At 47.8% G+C, this 16,648-nt stretch carries 15 protein-coding genes; 5 read left to right on the forward strand and 10 right to left on the reverse strand.

Features of this window, described 5'->3' with window-relative positions; all coding sequences use genetic code 11:
* Positions 1-56 precede the first annotated feature (56 nt).
* Positions 57-1,781: an EAL domain-containing protein gene (locus C8R14_RS09285; RefSeq protein ID WP_011635278.1), complete on the reverse strand. Its 1,725-nt coding sequence runs from the start codon at positions 1,779-1,781 to the stop codon at positions 57-59.
* A 95-nt stretch (positions 1,782-1,876) separates the two neighbouring features.
* Positions 1,877-2,596: an EI24 domain-containing protein gene (locus tag C8R14_RS09290; RefSeq protein WP_011635277.1), complete on the reverse strand. Its 720-nt coding sequence runs from the start codon at positions 2,594-2,596 to the stop codon at positions 1,877-1,879.
* Between the two features lie 279 nt (positions 2,597-2,875).
* On the opposite strand from C8R14_RS09290, the gene C8R14_RS09295 reads away from it, so the two are divergent.
* From C8R14_RS09295 to C8R14_RS09305, 3 genes are all read left to right on the forward strand, one after another.
* On the forward strand, positions 2,876-3,346 hold the full coding sequence (locus C8R14_RS09295; RefSeq protein WP_242500177.1) for a hypothetical protein: 471 nt from the start codon (positions 2,876-2,878) through the stop codon (positions 3,344-3,346).
* Between the two features lie 14 nt (positions 3,347-3,360).
* On the forward strand, positions 3,361-3,909 hold the full coding sequence (locus C8R14_RS09300; protein WP_011635275.1) for a glycine zipper family protein: 549 nt from the start codon (positions 3,361-3,363) through the stop codon (positions 3,907-3,909).
* A 169-nt stretch (positions 3,910-4,078) separates the two neighbouring features.
* Positions 4,079-4,315 (forward strand): thioredoxin family protein, encoded by a 237-nt coding sequence (locus C8R14_RS09305; protein ID WP_011635274.1) that lies wholly within the window; start codon positions 4,079-4,081, stop codon positions 4,313-4,315.
* An 80-nt stretch (positions 4,316-4,395) separates the two neighbouring features.
* Here the strand turns inward: C8R14_RS09305 and C8R14_RS09310 are convergent, their stop codons facing one another.
* The 4 genes from C8R14_RS09310 to purM are packed head-to-tail and all read right to left on the reverse strand — an operon-like array spanning position 4,396 to position 8,108.
* Complete coding sequence (locus tag C8R14_RS09310; protein ID WP_011635273.1) at positions 4,396-5,670, reverse strand: RsmB/NOP family class I SAM-dependent RNA methyltransferase; 1,275 nt, start codon at positions 5,668-5,670, stop codon at positions 4,396-4,398.
* Between the two features lie 16 nt (positions 5,671-5,686).
* On the reverse strand, positions 5,687-6,409 hold the full coding sequence (locus C8R14_RS09315; RefSeq protein WP_011635272.1) for a DUF3108 domain-containing protein: 723 nt from the start codon (positions 6,407-6,409) through the stop codon (positions 5,687-5,689).
* Complete coding sequence (gene purN / locus C8R14_RS09320; protein ID WP_011635271.1) at positions 6,406-7,038, reverse strand: phosphoribosylglycinamide formyltransferase; 633 nt, start codon at positions 7,036-7,038, stop codon at positions 6,406-6,408. Before purN ends, C8R14_RS09315 begins: the two co-directional genes overlap by 4 nt.
* An 11-nt stretch (positions 7,039-7,049) precedes the next feature.
* The gene (gene purM / locus C8R14_RS09325) at positions 7,050-8,108 is read right to left on the reverse strand and encodes a phosphoribosylformylglycinamidine cyclo-ligase (RefSeq protein WP_011635270.1); all 1,059 of its coding nucleotides are present in this window, start codon (positions 8,106-8,108) and stop codon (positions 7,050-7,052) included.
* 59 nt (positions 8,109-8,167) lie between these two features.
* On the opposite strand from purM, the gene C8R14_RS09330 reads away from it, so the two are divergent.
* Both C8R14_RS09330 and C8R14_RS09335 read left to right on the forward strand, forming a co-directional pair.
* The gene (locus C8R14_RS09330) at positions 8,168-9,259 is read left to right on the forward strand and encodes an AI-2E family transporter (RefSeq protein ID WP_011635269.1); all 1,092 of its coding nucleotides are present in this window, start codon (positions 8,168-8,170) and stop codon (positions 9,257-9,259) included.
* Between the two features lie 66 nt (positions 9,260-9,325).
* Positions 9,326-10,708 carry a hypothetical protein gene (locus tag C8R14_RS09335; RefSeq protein ID WP_011635268.1) on the forward strand — a complete coding sequence of 461 codons (1,383 nt, stop codon included), beginning with the start codon at positions 9,326-9,328 and terminating at the stop codon, positions 10,706-10,708.
* 96 nt (positions 10,709-10,804) lie between these two features.
* Here the strand turns inward: C8R14_RS09335 and C8R14_RS09340 are convergent, their stop codons facing one another.
* From C8R14_RS09340 to C8R14_RS09355, 4 genes are all read right to left on the reverse strand, one after another.
* Positions 10,805-12,835, reverse strand: a complete 2,031-nt coding sequence (locus tag C8R14_RS09340; RefSeq protein ID WP_011635267.1) for an OPT family oligopeptide transporter — start codon at positions 12,833-12,835, stop codon at positions 10,805-10,807.
* Positions 12,836-13,056: 221 nt separating this feature from the next.
* Positions 13,057-15,198 (reverse strand): DEAD/DEAH box helicase, encoded by a 2,142-nt coding sequence (locus tag C8R14_RS09345; RefSeq protein WP_074710705.1) that lies wholly within the window; start codon positions 15,196-15,198, stop codon positions 13,057-13,059.
* 262 nt (positions 15,199-15,460) lie between these two features.
* Complete coding sequence (locus tag C8R14_RS09350; protein ID WP_011635265.1) at positions 15,461-16,123, reverse strand: thiopurine S-methyltransferase; 663 nt, start codon at positions 16,121-16,123, stop codon at positions 15,461-15,463.
* A 21-nt stretch (positions 16,124-16,144) separates the two neighbouring features.
* Positions 16,145-16,648: IS630 family transposase (locus C8R14_RS09355; protein WP_146208366.1), on the reverse strand; the 504-nt coding region annotated here is incomplete at its 5' end.

Consider the following 16,648-nt stretch of genomic DNA (forward strand, 5'->3'; position numbering starts at 1 on the left):
AGAGGTGGTTCGTATCATCTTCATGCATGTGGCGGTGACCGCCATACTGTGCAAAGTTATGAAAAAGTACCAGTTTTGCGTTGCTCGATAAGTGGTAAAAAATGCTCTGCTGAAAGTGGGGGAGTGAATAAGAATCCCTGAACGTGATGACAGTTGGCTTGTTTCAGAAAATCGAGTTGTGTTTGTGATTGAACACCTTCTGCTCGTATTTGCATGCCGAGATTCCGGGCAAGCGCAATAATGGCTGTAATGATTACGGAGCTGTCAGATTTGCTGGCGATATCCTGAACGAGTGGTTGACCGATCTTGATGGTATCGATGGGCAGGCGCCGCAGATGGTTGAGAGATGAGTAGCCGGTGCCAAAATTATCCATCACGATTTTTACACCCATTTTCTTTAGTTCGTTCAAGATTCTGGTGCTTCCATCTATATCCTGCATTAATACAGATTCATTAATTTCTAGCTCCAGTTTTGAAGGGTCAAGCCCCGTCGCATGTAATGCTTCAGCAACGTGATTAATTAACTGGAGCTGATCCAGTTCTATGGCAGAAAGGTTGACTGCAATGAAAGCGGGTTCAAGGCCGGCATCTTGCCAAGATTTGGCTTGTCTGCAAGCTTCATGTAATACCCATTTGCCTATTTTGACAATGGAGCCGGATTCAATAGCCAGAGGAACAAATTTATCTGGAGGAATGAGTCCGAGTTCCGGATGACGCCAGCGGACCAGTGCTTCGACTCCGATAATTTTTCCGGTCATGAGATCAATCACCGGTTGATAATGTAGAACGAGTTCTTTGTCATTAATGATTTTCTGCAATGATTGCTCAATCTTGACCTTTTGTAACGAAGCTTCACCAATTTCCCGGGCATAGAATCTATAGGTATTAGGCCAGATTTTTCGGGTAAAAGATGATGCATTTTCGGCATTGGCCAGCAGCACCTCAATTTCCCTGCCATCGCGAGGATAGAGGCAGATTCCTATCGTCAGGGTGATATAAAATTCAAGATCATTAATGATAAAAGGTGTGGTGGCGAGCTTTAGCAACTGGTTTGCGAATATCTGTGCTTGGCTGGTGTTGGCCAGGCTGGTTTTGAGAAAAACAAAATTACCTCCTTCGGTGCGTGCCAGAATACAGCTGTTGTCGGAGTAGATGGATAAACGGCTGGCGAATTGTTGTATTAGCTGATCATTGATGCTGTAGCCATATTTACTATTGATGCGTGACAAACGGTTGATATCGATGAAATAAATAGCAGCGATCATGCCATCAATCACAGCGTTGTTTGACAGCAGTGCAGCTGCTTTTTCACAAAACAGATTGTGTTTGGGCAGGCCGGTCAGTTCATCATAATAGGTCATACGGTAAATATGGCTATCGGCCTGACGTTTCCTGCGTTTCAGATCCATGAGCTCAAAACCTCGATTGATAGCCAGTATCAGCCGCGTCGAATGTCCTTTTGGTACACAGTCACTTGCCCCGTTGCGTAATGCCGAGAGTATTACTTGCTCATCTGTTATCGAGGTGTACAGAATAAAGGGTGTCGTTTGGTGGCGGGTTTTAAGCAGATCCAGCACTTGCAAGGCATCAAATCCAGCCATTGAATATTCTGCAATGACTGCATCCCAGCTTGATGTATCCAATGCCGCCCGGACGTCGGGTAAACTGTTTGCATGTTGGTAAATCAGCTGTTTTCCGTTACGACTAAAATCGGTACTTAGCTGATTTACATCAGCTTTGGAATGGCCGATGATTAAAAGTTTTAATTTTCCATATGACATTTCAGATTCTTCCTGGTGTGATATCTTCCGGTATCGACCCGGACAGGAAAAACTTGATTCTGTGGAAAGGGTGAAAAACCTGGTTTATGTGGTAATCAATTCGTTGTGCGACGCAATTGTGCCAGGCGTGCTAGCTCGAAGTGTATGAAAGCCAGTGCGGTCAGAGTGGGTGCAAAAAAATTTAAAAATGGTATGAATTGTAGCAACCCTGTCAGAAAACCCAGACTCCAGCGTGCCGGTCGATTCATGGTTGATAGCTTGTTTAGCTCGGAGTTGTCTGCATGGTCACACAGCGCATCATAGAAAAACAGCCGCTGATTCAAATAAGCTGCCGCCAGCAGAGGCCCCAGCAGGCCAATTCCGGTAAACCATAAAGGGATGGTTGCTATCCAGATTACGATAAAAATCGCGATGGCCAATAGGACATTGCGCAGGCTGCCGGTGATTGTTCCACCCCGCATCGGAGCCAGATCAGGGTAGTAGCGTTTTGCTACAAAACTGACCAGAGCTGGCATGGTAAACAATGCGGTAATCACCAGGCTGGTTGTGATCGTTAATATCATGAAAATGATCAGGTTGATCACAGTCTCCACCCCGTCAGCGATCACCTGCAGATGTGAAGTTTCCAGCCAGTTCTGGAGCGTATCTACCGGGATGACAGTCAGCAGCCAGCCTGATAGTGGCGTCCAGAAAAACATCCCGATCAGCCACCAGAAAATAGCCGATACCAATATGGGCCAACTCCACAGCCATAACATGCGTGGATTAAAAAGGTTAATTGAGGCTCTTGAAAGCGCGCTGAATAATCCAGACATCAAAAATCTCCCCGGTCAGACATTAAACTCTTGATTCAAAAAACGTACACCGCAGTTTCCAATTAAAATAGTGCGGGCCTTTTCTGTTTTCGTAAAAATGCCTGCCTATCATGTGCTTTTCCAGAGCGGCGTATACTTGAAACCTTTATTAAAGGATGCAGCCTAATGGGCAATATAAGAGCTGTACACCTCAAAATAACTGTATCACGGATATATGAGGAGCAATGAGTGAAAAAGGTCGATTGGCTTTATCTGTCTCTGATTTTAACCGGAATAACAATGAGTGACGTTTCATGGAGTTATAGCCATGGCCATAACCATAGTAGATATTCTCATGGACATCGTCATTATTCGAGTCGGCCTAATTTTTCTCTGGGTGTCGGCTTGGCTGGCTCATTCGGGTCTTATGGCCATTTTAGCTATCCTGGCCGGAATATCGGGATTTATGGGAACTTTGTCTACGGGCGGCATTATTATCCCTATTACCGGCAACCTTACTACCGTCCCTACGATTACCTGGACAACCGCTTTTACTGGCCCGCTTATCCTCCCGTCGTATACCCTCCGGTTGTGATTGTGCCGCCTGATCCACCTATTTATATCCAGCAGCAACAGCCTGTCCGGCCGCCACCCCCTGAATCAGCCGTGACGAATTACTGGTATTATTGCGAGAACCCCGCCGGCTATTATCCGGAAGTGGAACGCTGCCCGGGTGGATGGATAAAAGTTCCTCCCAGACCTGCCCAATAATACAGGAGCATACAATGCGTTACTTCTCCAGATTAATTGTTTTTCCAGTTGCGATTCTTCTTGTGGCCTGTGTGAATGTACCAACCGGACCAAGTGTCATGATATTACCGGGTAATGGTAAAAGTTTTGATCAGTTTCGCAGTGATGATTATTTGTGTCGACAGTTTGCCAGCCAGCAAACCGATTTCCAGACACCCAGGAGTTCAGCGGCATCCAGCGGCATGGAAAGCGCTGCTGTTGGTGCGGCGCTAGGAGCTGCTGCGGGAGCGGCGTTTGGTGGTGGGCGTGGTGCTGCTGTTGGTGCGGGAGCAGGTCTGCTGGGAGGCGGACTGGTAGGCAGTGGTACTGCGCAGTCGTCTGGTTCTATTAGTCAGGAGCGTTATGATATTGCCTACATCCAGTGCATGTATGCCAATGGTCATCGTGTCCCGGTTTCTGCCGGGCTGATTGAAGGATCGGGCGGGAATGTAAACCAGGGAACTTATTCCTATCCACCTGCTGCTCCGGGCAGATATATTCCTCCACCGCCGTCGGGTTATCCGCCATCACCGCCACCATATTGATACACTTGCATCAGTAAGCCATGCGAATACATTTCATTGATTTTATGTGTTAAAATAAAAACTTGGAATGCCTGTAAGCAGTTCTAAATGCCGTATGGTTTCGAACAGGGACCAGGATATTTCCGTTTTGAGAATGTCGTTTTAATGAATCTTAGTTAAGGAGAAACACATGGCATCAAAAGCTATTTTCTATCATGCCGGTTGTCCTGTCTGTGTGTCTGCTGAACAGGCTGTCGCCAATGCTATTGATCCTTCAAAATATACAGTTGAAAATGTACACTTGGGTACGGATAAATCACGTATCGGTGAAGCTGAAGCAGCTGGAGTAAAATCAGTTCCAGCGCTTGTAATCGACGGAGCGGCATTCCATATCAATTTTGGTGCCGGTATTGATGATCTGAAATAACAATAATAATTAATTTCTGCAAGCAGTAACTCAAGTTAGCTGCTTGCATTCTGAAGGGGCCTTTTCTCTAAGGCCCCTTTTTAATTTTTGGGCTCCATTCTGGAGTGTTCCAGAACAGCAGCAAAGAAGCCGTCAGTATTGTGGTATAACGGCGAGAGCTGTAAAAATTCACCTGTATCAGGCAAGTTGATTTTTTGTTGTGCAAGCAGCTCTCCACAATTAAGTATGGAAAATTGTGGATGATCTGCTAAAAAGCGTTCAATTACCTGCTGATTCTCTTCTGGCAACAGACTGCAGGTTGCATAAACTAGACGCCCTCCCGGTTTCAGCAATTTTGCGGCGGCCGTAAGAATGGCTATTTGTTTTTTCTGCAGCTCGTTGATACTTTCCGGACTTTGTCGCCACTTTAAGTCAGGGTTACGGCGTAAAGTGCCTAGCCCGCTGCAGGGGGCATCGACTAATACCCGGTCAATTTTTCCCGCTAATCGTTTCAGCTTGATATCTTTTTCGCTATCAATGTGTTGCGGGTGAACGTTCGATAATCCAGAGCGTTTGAGCCTGGGTTTGAGGTTGTTGAGCCGCTTTTCAGAAATATCAAAAGCATACAGGCGCCCGCGAGAATGCATCAATGCGCCGAGCAGCAATGTTTTACCTCCCGCGCCGGCACAAAAGTCTACTACCATCTCGCCTCGCTTGGGTGCCAGCAGAAAACCGAGAATTTGGCTGCCTTCATCCTGCACTTCAATTTTTCCGGAAAGGAACAATGCGTTCCGGTTGATTGCTGGATTGCCAGTGAGGCGGATACCAACGGGAGAAAAGGGCGTGGACTGAGCTTCAATTCCTTCCTGTTTCAGTACAGCAATTACTTCTTCACGTTTTGCAAGTAGGCTGTTGACACGTATATCCAATGGAGCGGGTTGTTGCAAAACTTGGCCAAGACGCAAAATATCTTCATCCGACCAGGATTGCTGCAATTTTCCTACCAGCCATTCCGGGAACTCTGCCCGTATGAACTGTGGTTGTTCCTCCAGTTTTACCGCTTTGATTTGTTGGATCCATTTGGATTCCACCTCCCGGATGAGTGGGGTTAATTCCCGTAGATTCATACCTTGGAATCTGGCCAGATAGGCTAATACCAGTTCACGAGCAGTTGCTTTTCCGGTCAGTACTTCCAGGAAAAATCGATGTCTCAGGATTCCAAAGACAGTTTCTGCAATCATGCTCCGGCCATTTTGTCCCAGCTGCGGATAATCCCGGAAAAATTGTCGCAGTAGCACATCTGCCGGGGCTTGTAGAGGTAACACCTTGCGTACGGCGATAATCAGCAGATTCAGTCGTTCGGGGGTCAGGCGCATAAGCAGTTTAAATGGGTCATTGTGTGGAACTTGCTGAAGACTTGTAGTCTATTTTAGTAACTAGCTGGTCTACTTCCATCCCGCTTTTTTCTGTCGAAATAATACGTACTGGCAGCATATGATGATCCGTTGCCAGCCAGATTTTCTTGCGGAACGCATCACCTGGCTCTTGTTGTTTCGTAAGTACGGTCGTGGCCAGTTTTCCCATTGGCGTATCCAGTGTTTCATGGGTAACAGCATAGCGAACCGGGCGCAGAACGCGGTAATCGGTTTCGTATATGGTCAGCGTCTGTTTGGGAGGGGCGGTGAAAATGAAGTGATAAGCAAAACTTAATTCATCCAGTGTTCCTTTTGGCAGATTCTCTATCATCTCACGGCCTTTACGGCGATAAATGATGCGCTCCTTGCTCCAGTCAAATTCAACCGTGCGTGCAGGTTTTCCGCCACGTTGGTCTGAAAAGTGTAGAGGCTTCATTCCTTCATCCGGAATAATCATGCCCTCGCTGTGGCGAAGAATGCTGCCACGTTTGATCAGTTTAAGAAATCCGCTGGCTGAAATTTCGCTGCTAAGGGTGTAATGCTGAGCTCCGTTTTGGTTTTGTATAAGCAGAGTTTCATGTGCTTTGCCCTGACCAATAAGACCGTTGAGTACATAGTCGATATCAATACGTTCAGGCAAATCAGCAGCGCAAGTGATACTGCTTATCCAGAACAGGATTATGGGTAATAAAAATTTCATGACGTGATCCCGGGAGAATATAGAACTTTCTGACTATCACAGGCCATTCCAGTTTCAACATGATTTTCTGTCAAGGTCAATTGTCCCTGCAGAAACCAGTTTGCTGCTTGCGGATAAATGCGGTGTTCCTGCGTCAGCACTCTCGCCGCCAGTGTTGCTGGCGTATCATCAGCTAGTACCGGTATGGCGGCTTGGATAATGATGGGGCCATGATCCAGTTGCGAGGTGACGAAATGAACTGTGCAACCATGAATTTTGACTCCTTCCTGCAGAGCTCGTGTATGGGTATCCAGTCCGGGGAATGCTGGCAACAGAGAGGGGTGAATATTAATCAGCCTGCCCTGGTAATGGTCAACAAATGTTTCTGACAGGATACGCATGAAGCCGGCGAGCGCAACCAGGTGAGGCTGGTATGAATCAATGATTTCCGCCAGAGCATTATCAAAAGTTTTCCGATCAGGGAAAGCATGATGATCAATCGCATGGGCTGGAATACCGTGTTCGCGGGCAAACGCCAATCCTTCTGCTGTCGGATTATTGCTGATTACTGCTGCAACTGGTAGCCCGGCCTTCAGTAACGCTTGCATATTGCTACCGCGACCGGAAATAAGGATCACCATTGATTTCATGATCCTTTCCTTCAGGTAATGACGATAGATGGCGTTCCAGGTTTACGCGATTTGATATCACCGATTTGCCACACGGTTTCACCACCGCTGCGCAGGATATTAGTGGCAGTCAAAGCATGCTCCGGTGCTACGATTACAATCATGCCAATTCCACAATTAAAAACATGCAGCATTTCCTCGTCCGTGACATTGCCATGTTGTTGCAGCCAGTCAAACAGGGGAGGGCGCACCCAGGCACTCTGGTCGATATGGGCCATGACGCTATCTGGCAAGATACGTGGAATATTCTCAAGCAGCCCACCACCGGTAATATGCGCCAATCCTTTGACGGGCAATTCTGCCAGCAATGCCAGTATTGATTTCACATAAATTCGAGTCGGTGCCAGGAGCGCATCTACGAGCCAGGTTTCATCAAGCCCAGTATCAGGTTGCCCTGCATGACGATCAAGTATTTTGCGGATCAGTGAAAATCCATTGGAATGCGGCCCGCTTGAGGCGATCCCCAGCACAAGATCGTTTTCTCGGATGCTGGAACCATCGATGATCTGATCTTTTTCCACTACACCTACAGCAAAACCAGCCAAATCATATTCGCCTTCCGGGTACATGCCAGGCATCTCTGCTGTTTCCCCTCCAATCAGCGCACAGCCGGCTTGCTCACAGCCGTGCGCAATGCCTTGAATCACCTGTGCAGCAGTTTCTACATCCAGTTTGCCACAGGCAAAATAATCCAGAAAGAATAGTGGTTCAGCACCTTGTACCAGAATATCGTTCACACTCATGGCAACCAGATCAATGCCAATAGTTGCATGTCGTGCATACTGGAATGCCAGCTTGAGTTTGGTGCCGACTCCATCCGTTCCGGATACCAGTACCGGTTGTCGATATTTTCCAGGGACTTCGAACAATGCGCCAAATCCACCGATCCCTCCCAGCGCTTCCGGGCGTAGGGTGCGCTGTGCAAAAGGTTTGATTATCTCCACCAGGCGGTTTCCCGCATCGATATCAACACCGGATGTGCGGTAGGAAATATGGTTTTTGTCAGGATCTGTAGAATTGGATACGGTCAAGTTGAGTTCTCGCAGTATTAAGACTAGAGTGCAGCCTTTGAGGCATGATTTTACCGTAAATGGACAACAAATATTCCCCGGATTCCCGTTTTTTCTGGTATTTAGCGCTTATCGGCATTGTCAGCGCCCTGATTTATCTGCTAAGTCCCATTCTCACGCCTTTTTTACTGGCAGCAGGTATTGCCTATATTTGTAATCCGATAGTTACCTGGCTTGAAGTCAGAAAAGTTCCCAGGACGCTGAGTACCGTTTTTGTCATGCTGATGGCAATCGGTATTTTTATCACCATGATTTTGATTATGTTGCCATTGTTTGAAAAAGAGATCTCGCGTCTGATTGAGCGTATCCCTTCTTTTCTCGATATGCTTAGTAATCGCCTTATCCCGTGGGTGGAAGGAGTTTTTAATATTGAATTGCAGATTGATGTTGATATGCTCAAGGATTTACTGGCAGAACACTGGCAAAGTGCAGGTGGGGTGGCTGCCAGGGCACTGCCAACCTTGAAAAGTGGCGGGTTGGTGATACTGGGGTTTTTAATAAATCTGATATTAGTACCAGTGGTACTGTTCTATCTGCTGCGAGACTGGAATATTCTGATTAAACAAGCGGGGGAGTTAATTCCGCCGGCATGGCAAAAACAGATCTTTACCGTATCCAGAGAAGCAGACGATGTGCTGGCTGAATTCATGCGTGGAGAAATAGCGGTAATCACCATCATGAGTATCTATTACGTAACGGGGTTATGGCTGGTTGGGTTAGAGTTCTCTTTACCGATTGGGCTACTATCCGGTGTGCTGGTATTTGTGCCCTATCTGGGAACAATAACTGGTTTGACATTGGCGACTTTCGCTGCTCTGACACAATTTCAGGAATGGAGCAGCATAATAATAGTTTGGGTTGTAATTGGATCAGGACAACTACTGGAAGGTATGCTGATTACTCCCAGATTAGTAGGAGAGCGGATTGGTTTACATCCGGTAGCAGTAATCTTTTCATTAATGGCGTTTGGTCAGCTATTTGGTTTTATCGGGATTCTGCTAGCACTACCAATCAGCGCAATTCTGCTGGTTCTACTCAGGCATCTGCATACGCAGTATATGGAGGTCATGGAGGATGATGAAACTCGGGCGGCAAAGGTATGGCATGAATAAATACACCGAGCTGTCTCACTCTGAAATTCCTGCTTATTCTTGTCTTGACAAAATTATTATGAAGTTATGGTACGTATAGGAGTAGTTATATGTGTTGTTGCAACAATTTCAGGCTGTTTGTCGCCGATCGCCCTGAATCGGGCGGTTGAGTTGTATGATCAGGCTGCCCTTCGCTCGGAATCAAGGCAACTTTTAATTAACATTGCGCGCGCTCAGCATCATGAACCGCTACATTTCACTCGGGTCTCCAGCATTGCTGCGACATTTGATTTTAGTGCCAGTGCGGGCGCCACACCAGCATTAACCGGAGAACGCGGTGGCATGCTGGCCCCCATTTTTGGTGGCAGTGTGTCGGAGAGTCCTACTTTCAGCATTGATCCGATTGCCAGCGATGAATTTACCAAACGCCTGTTGACTCCCTTCAGCCAGCACAAATTGACACTGTTACTGCGTCAGCATTTTGATATTGATTTGATGCTGCGCATGATGGCGCAAGAAGTCCGTTTGCTTGATTCCGGGCTATATAGCACTGCTCAGGATGCGCCGGTCTCTGAAAAACCTGAAAAACGAGGTCGTCATCACAGGATGCGTTTAGAGGCTAAAAAAGGCACGGCAGAGGAAACAGGTAAGAGGGGAAGTGAAGCCGGACATTTTTTTTCTTATTTTCCACTTACCAGCGAGCAGGAACGCCGCATGCGTTTCCGGCAGCATATATATCAGCACCAAGCCGCCTATCGTAATAATCCATCGGATCGTACCGGCTACGAAATGTTTCGTCGTATCGTTCTCCATCTCTCCGCAATTCAGGATCAAAATCAGCTCTACGCCGAGCCTTTGATATTTGAGCGTAGCTGGAAAATTGCTGATAGTGGCATTTCAGCAGAAGGATTATTTCAGGCTATTGAAAAAGATTTTGCCGTGGATCATGACTCGGAAAAAAACATTTACACACTGAGCAAACAACTGCCAGGTCCGATTCTCATCACTAACTACGATCCTAATATTCTCTGTTGTGAAGAGCGTGCGGAGCTGGATGATCTGATCAATCCATGGGTTGAGAATGATGTCGCTTTTGATATTCGCCCGGGTTATCCGGGGGGAGAATGGCCAATTCAGGGCGCGTTCAGGCTCAGGAGTTTTCATAGTATACTTAACTTCCTGAGCCATGCACTGGGAGAAGAAGCGGAATATTATGTAGAAAAAGACTCGCGCACACCCCCCCTTGCCGGTAATGAGAATCCCGCACAAACCATGGGCATGATTGTTGCTGATAAACAGCCTGGCAATATTGATATGTTTGCTTATTCACACGGAAAGTATTACACGGTGGATACGACCGGTGAAGAGACTCACTGGAATCGAAATGCCTTCCAATTACTTTATGTGTTGTTCCGGCTGACGATTACCGACACCAAATCATTGGGAATTCCCATTACGATCTCAAAATAAATATGTGTCACAGGAATTATCCGTCTGAAAGGTATTCATCTTCAAAAATCCAGCCAGGTGGCCGACTCGATGTAATGGCTCCTCGAGATACCCAGGTTACTCCTGCACATTAACTGACGATGTAATGCTGTGTTCGTTTTGATTTGTCGCTTGCGATTCCATTCGCATAATCCAGTAATACAGCGCAGCTAACAGCAGCATAAACGCGATCCCGCCTAGCCACAGCGAAGTCTTGGCAAATTCGTCATCTACCAATGTTAATGGTGCATCCCTACCGGAAAATGTAATAATAGCTGCCAGTACCACGCCTATCAGGCTTTCACCTACGATCATCCCCGATGCCAGCAGCACGCCTAGTTGTTTGATGGTATCAGCGCGCGGCCCAGATTTACATTCAGCGCAATGATTGAATACAGCGTCGGCCAAAGCGCCTGACACCACTATCAGCGTAGTCGATGTTGGCAGATACATTCCCAGTCCCACTCCCAGTGGCGGCAGCCTGGTAGCTGTTTGAGTGCGTGCCAGCAGTTCATCAATGACTACAGCTGTAACTCCAATCAGCGCACCTATGCCAAGCAGATTCCAGGCGACGCTGTTCTCGATCACGCCTTGTGCCAATGTCGAAATCAAATCCGCTTGTGGTGCAGGTAGCGCACGTGTCGGCTCAGCACCTGGTGCACCGACAAAACTGTAGGCCTCGCGTAGTAAATCCAATACCGGAGGGATGATAATTGCGCCTGCGACAACGCCAATCACTAGCGCTACCTGTTGCTTCCACGGTGTGGCATCCACCAGTTGTCCAGTCTTGAGATCTTGCAGGTTGTCATTGGCAATAGTGGCTCCAGCGAAAATAATGGAGGTGGCAAATAGTGCATACGCTACTAGCGCCTGTGCCTCGTCACCAGGGTACAGGTGTCCGAAGCCGAGCATCAGCAGCAGTGAAACCACGATGATGACCAAAATCCCTATCCCCGATAGCGGGCTGTTGCTGGAGCCAATCAAGCCAGCCATATAACCGCATACGGCTGCGACCAAAATTGTGATGAGTAAAATAAAAAGTGTAGTGCCTGCCACCAGCGGCATCACATGCGCATGCAGTCCGCTGGTGCGGACGAAATCCATGAGCAGCCAGATGATGGGTACGATGGTGATGGCAATGACTAGAGACACGATGGAGATTGGGATATCGCATTCAGTGCGTGGCAACGCATCGCCATGCCTGGCCTTGCGCATACGGGTTGAACGCCAGGCATTCTGTAAACCGCTGATGACTGGCCGCGCCAGTTTGACCAGTGCCCATACCGCAGCTACGCCGATGGTGCCTGCGCCCAGAAAGCGTACTTTTTCTGACCACACGGCTTGCGCCAACTGTGCAGCCGAACCGTTTGCTACATCAAGCAAGGTGCTGTAATGTGGAACTGCCCATCCCCATCCTACCAACGCACCTACCAGCATGGCCAGCCCGACCCACAAGCCTACCAGATGTCCCACGGCAAATAGTGCCAGCGACAAGCTGAAGTCAAATCCCGTCACACTGCGCGTACCCACGTTGAAGTAGTGCGAAACGGAAGCAGCAAATAACCTGGTTGCTACAATCACAGCAAAAACTGCTGAGCTGATGCTCCCAACAATCACTACTCGCAACCCGATACGACCGATTGAGTGATTCCCTTCATCATTGCCGGAACGTCCGGTCTCGGTACCGACCTTCAACACCTCGGCACAAGCCACACCTTCAGGGTACGGTAAGTCTGAATTAGTCACCAGTGCCCGCCGCAGCGGAATGGTGTACATCACGCCCAGCACGCCGCCGGTCAGGCAAATGCCGAATGTCATCCAAAACGGAAAATCCTGCCACCAGCCGATCATGATCAGGCCTGGTAATACAAAAACAATCGCCGACAGCGTGCCCGCCGCTGATGCTACTGTTTGTACAATGTTGTTTTCCTGGATGGTTACATGCTGGAACTTGCGCAGCACCGCCATCGAAATTACTGCCGCCGGAATCGACGTGGCAAACGTGAGTCCCGCCTTTAGCCCAAAATAAATATTGGCAGCAGTAAATATCAGTGTAATAAAAATGCCAATAACAATACCGCGCAATGTCAGTTCAGATTGGGGAGCCATGGGATTTGAGTTGATTTGGTAGAGGCGCTCGCATCATCCTGGGTGATGCTGTAGTTTTGTAAAAAAAGTAGATAAGCACAGTGTATCCGCTGCAGTATTGGCTCCATGGCGGTTTGACTCATTAAATTCTTTGTCTGGCCCAGATCGTACCGATGAACTATTGCCGTTAATGCCAGAGTTCATTAAATTATTTAGTATAGAAAAAATAACAGATAGTGTCGTTAGGCGCTTACAGTTGTTTGGCTACATAAGTTTTCTTGCAAAGCATCCGTATCACTCATTGATCTTTTCAGGCTGGCCTGATTGAAGGCAGGGAAGCGAAGAAAGCCATTGTTCTTTGAGGTATCCAGTAATTCTTTCATGATAGATCCATGTCTCCCGACAGCAACACACCATAATTTCGTACGAGTCAGCGCAACAAATATCTGGTTTCGAGCAATCATCTCTTTTTCCGGGCTTTTGGCTTGTAAAGCTCCCGCCATGTGAAGATTGAGGGCATAGACTTTGTATGCTTCATTACCTTTGGCTCGCCGAATACTTGAAATCGTTACATATCCTGCTTGATGAAATTGATCCTTGTTTTGGTTGTTCAGGGAGAGAACCCTGATGCCAAGTGTACGGAGGCGATCCTCAATTTGCGGGAACAGATAGCGTGTGGGCTCAAGGCCAACGATTGCAATATCTTCTGGACGAAGACCTGATTCAAGATCACGGTGAATACTGGTTGCAACGAAATCAACATCTTCTGCCTGGCTTAAGCTCTCATGAATCACCAAGATTGTTGATTTGTCCAACGGTGCTCCGAACTCGGGATTGTCAATGGGGTGGCCACTTGTCTTGTCCGGACGCTGGAGCATAACGGTGGCACATGCCTTTACGCTTGCTGCACTGAAATCACCTTCTACCACTTGGTAACCCAAAGCGATCCAGTCTTCTTTACGTGTGATTCCTTGAAGTGGCCCCCCTTCTCGAAATAACCCCATGTTGATGGCATGTGCTGCTAAAAGAATCTGACGAGGAGTTCGATAGCAACAATTCATATTATGCGCCTTCTGCATGCCGCTCGCATAGCTGCCAGATAGATCAATACAAGGACGACCTTGCTCGTCCCTGCCAAATATCTCTGAGGCATTCGGGACGATCAGAGAATCTACTCCTTGTGCTTCGTCATAAGCCCAATAGAGGCGTTTTGGTGCACGTAGCGCATGATGAGCTATTCGATAGAAAGATGCCGGCAGATCTTGTCCTTCGTCAATAACGATGGCGTCGAGCAATGATGGACAACTTTTGCATTCTTCTTCGAGGTTGCGGCAGGCAGCTTCATATGCTGATTCTCCATGGATTGTCATTTTCTCTGCATCCCCAAAACTCAAGAAGCGACATTTCCACCGGAATGCCAATTCACGATAGAAGCCGGTGAGTTCCTTGCTTCCCCATGCATGCCAGATATGCAACTTATTCCAGTCAGGGGTTGCGCCGGTTAATCGTCGGTAGTGCTTATCAATAAGATTTCGAATTTGTTGGTAAAGTGAACGACTCCAGAAAACAAATGCAATTTCCCAATCCGGATTAGATGCATGCATCTGTGCAACTCGTCTTGTAAACAAGACTGTTTTGCCACTTCCGGCGATTCCACGCATGCGCTGGGGACCTTCAGGGACTTCCTGAGAAATTCGATCTTGCTTCTCATCCAAAATACGCAAACGGCTTTCAACGGCATGAATCACCCTGCTATGGCAAGAAACAGGGGCACCTGGATTGGGTTGTCTAGGTGGCTCGGTCGTAGCGATACCTCGAAATACTCCGAGAATTTGCTCCCATTGAGCATCGTCAAGTGTGGGCATATAGGCAGATGAAACAGCTTTAACCTGTTGCCTGAAAGATGTCTGTAAAATATCTTCTTCAAGCCAGACAACACCATTTGTACTTGGATGTTTCGAAAAACCTTGCATAGCCCATTCAGAGGCTGAAATGAACGGCAGTACAACCCGGTACTCGAATGGTATTTTAAGTTTTTCTAACATCGGGCTTGGTTTAAATAACGCCCTGACTTCAAATAGTTGCGCTTCGATCTGGCTTATAGGAGACATGCTGTCAGCGTACCAGTCGCGCATTTGCCAGTCGTGGCCCTCAATTGCTGCGATATTTCCAATCGTGCAGCCCTTGCTTTCAAAGATCCATATGCCGAAGCGGCGATGAATCATGAGGAAATCAGGCTCACTTCGCCCTCGTTTACTCGTTGCGAAGATAGGGTATCGGTAGTACGCAACACCTTCATCCTGCTCAAAAGCGTTCTTGAGCGCATTCCACAGTTGACGTTGCCCCTTGTTGTTGTCGTTGGGGTAATTGGGATTAAATTTCATGTTAATTGGATTTAACGGAATTACATCGAGGTAGTGCATCCTTGGTTGGCTCTATTTGCATAGGCTCACCGTATATAAGAGTTACATCAACTCTGGAGTTACTTGCAACGACAGTGTAGGGGAAAAGTTCAATTTTGATTGATCATTACAAATGCAGGGCAGGGTTATTGCAAGGAATGTTATTGCGAATGTACTGTGCTCCACCTCAAGAAACATATCAAAAAATTTGACTTCCAGCTTGTTCCCCACGCCGTTTGTTGATTTATACAGCCAGTCGTTGGAGTTGGTACACTGCTGTGGCAAGTTTTGTCAGGCCACGTGCAGCAAAACCAGGTTCTTGGGGAAGGATATCGTTTCGTTCCAGCAGCTTGACACACCAGCGGGGTGAATAGCACTTCAGTACCTCGGCTTCTTCAACTGAAAACGGTGGCCCAACCATTTCCTGCTGCTGATATTCAAGTGTGATCAGCAAACCGCTACAACCAGCCGGCAGACATGTCATGAGTTCGTTTATATAGGGTACGCGCAGCTCGGGTGGCAGAGCGATCAGCGCAGCACGATCGTAGATACCGCTACAATCGGAAAGCAGCGCTGCATCCAGCGCAAAAGTATCGCCGCAGATCACCTCAATGTTCCTGGCTGTGTAATGTGTGCCATAGTGAGATTCTCTCACCGCAGGTTTCAGGCCATGCTCGGCAAAAAACTGCTGTACTGCCAGTAGTGAAAGCTCTACACCCAATACACGGTAGCCTTGCGCAGCCAGCCAAGCCATATCCAATGATTTGCCAGTCAGTGGAACAAATATCTTGCTGCCAGTTGGTAGATCAAGTGTTGGCCAGTATTTCTGCAGTAACGGCTGTACGCGTAGTTGATGAAAACCGGTACGCCCTTCGTGCCAGCTTTGTAGCCAGAATTCATGTTCCATTGTGTTTAGAGTATTTTTGGTTTACTTGTTTACATATCCACATGAAGCGAAGTAGTTGGCACACTCCTCCGGAGTGAACAGATCCAATACTTTGCCGATCTGTGCCCATAAGGCATCCATGGTTCGTTTGGCGGCTTTGCGTTTGGAGAACATTTTCTCGATTGGATTCAGATCAGGTGAATACGGTGGTAAGTAGAGCAGCGTGGCACCTGCCGCTTCAATGGCTGCGCGGACGCCTGGAACCTTGTGACAAGACAGGTTGTCGGCCACCACAATGTCACCTGGCTGCAGCGTGGGGCACAGACAGGTTTGAATATAGGCGAGAAACGCGGCCCCGTTCATTGGGCCGTCGAGCACTAACGGAGCGGTGATCGCATCGTGACGCAGTCCCGCAATGAAGGTGGTGCTCTTCCAGTGGCCGTGGGGCACCGAAGCCACACAGCGCTGGCCGCGCGACGCGCGACCTCGCTGTCGCGTCATGTTGGTGGTCGTTGCCGTCTCATCCAGGAAGACCAGGTGACGGCA

Source organism: Nitrosomonas eutropha, assembly GCF_003201195.1.
In the GTDB taxonomy this organism is placed as follows: Bacteria; Pseudomonadota; Gammaproteobacteria; order Burkholderiales; family Nitrosomonadaceae; genus Nitrosomonas; species Nitrosomonas eutropha.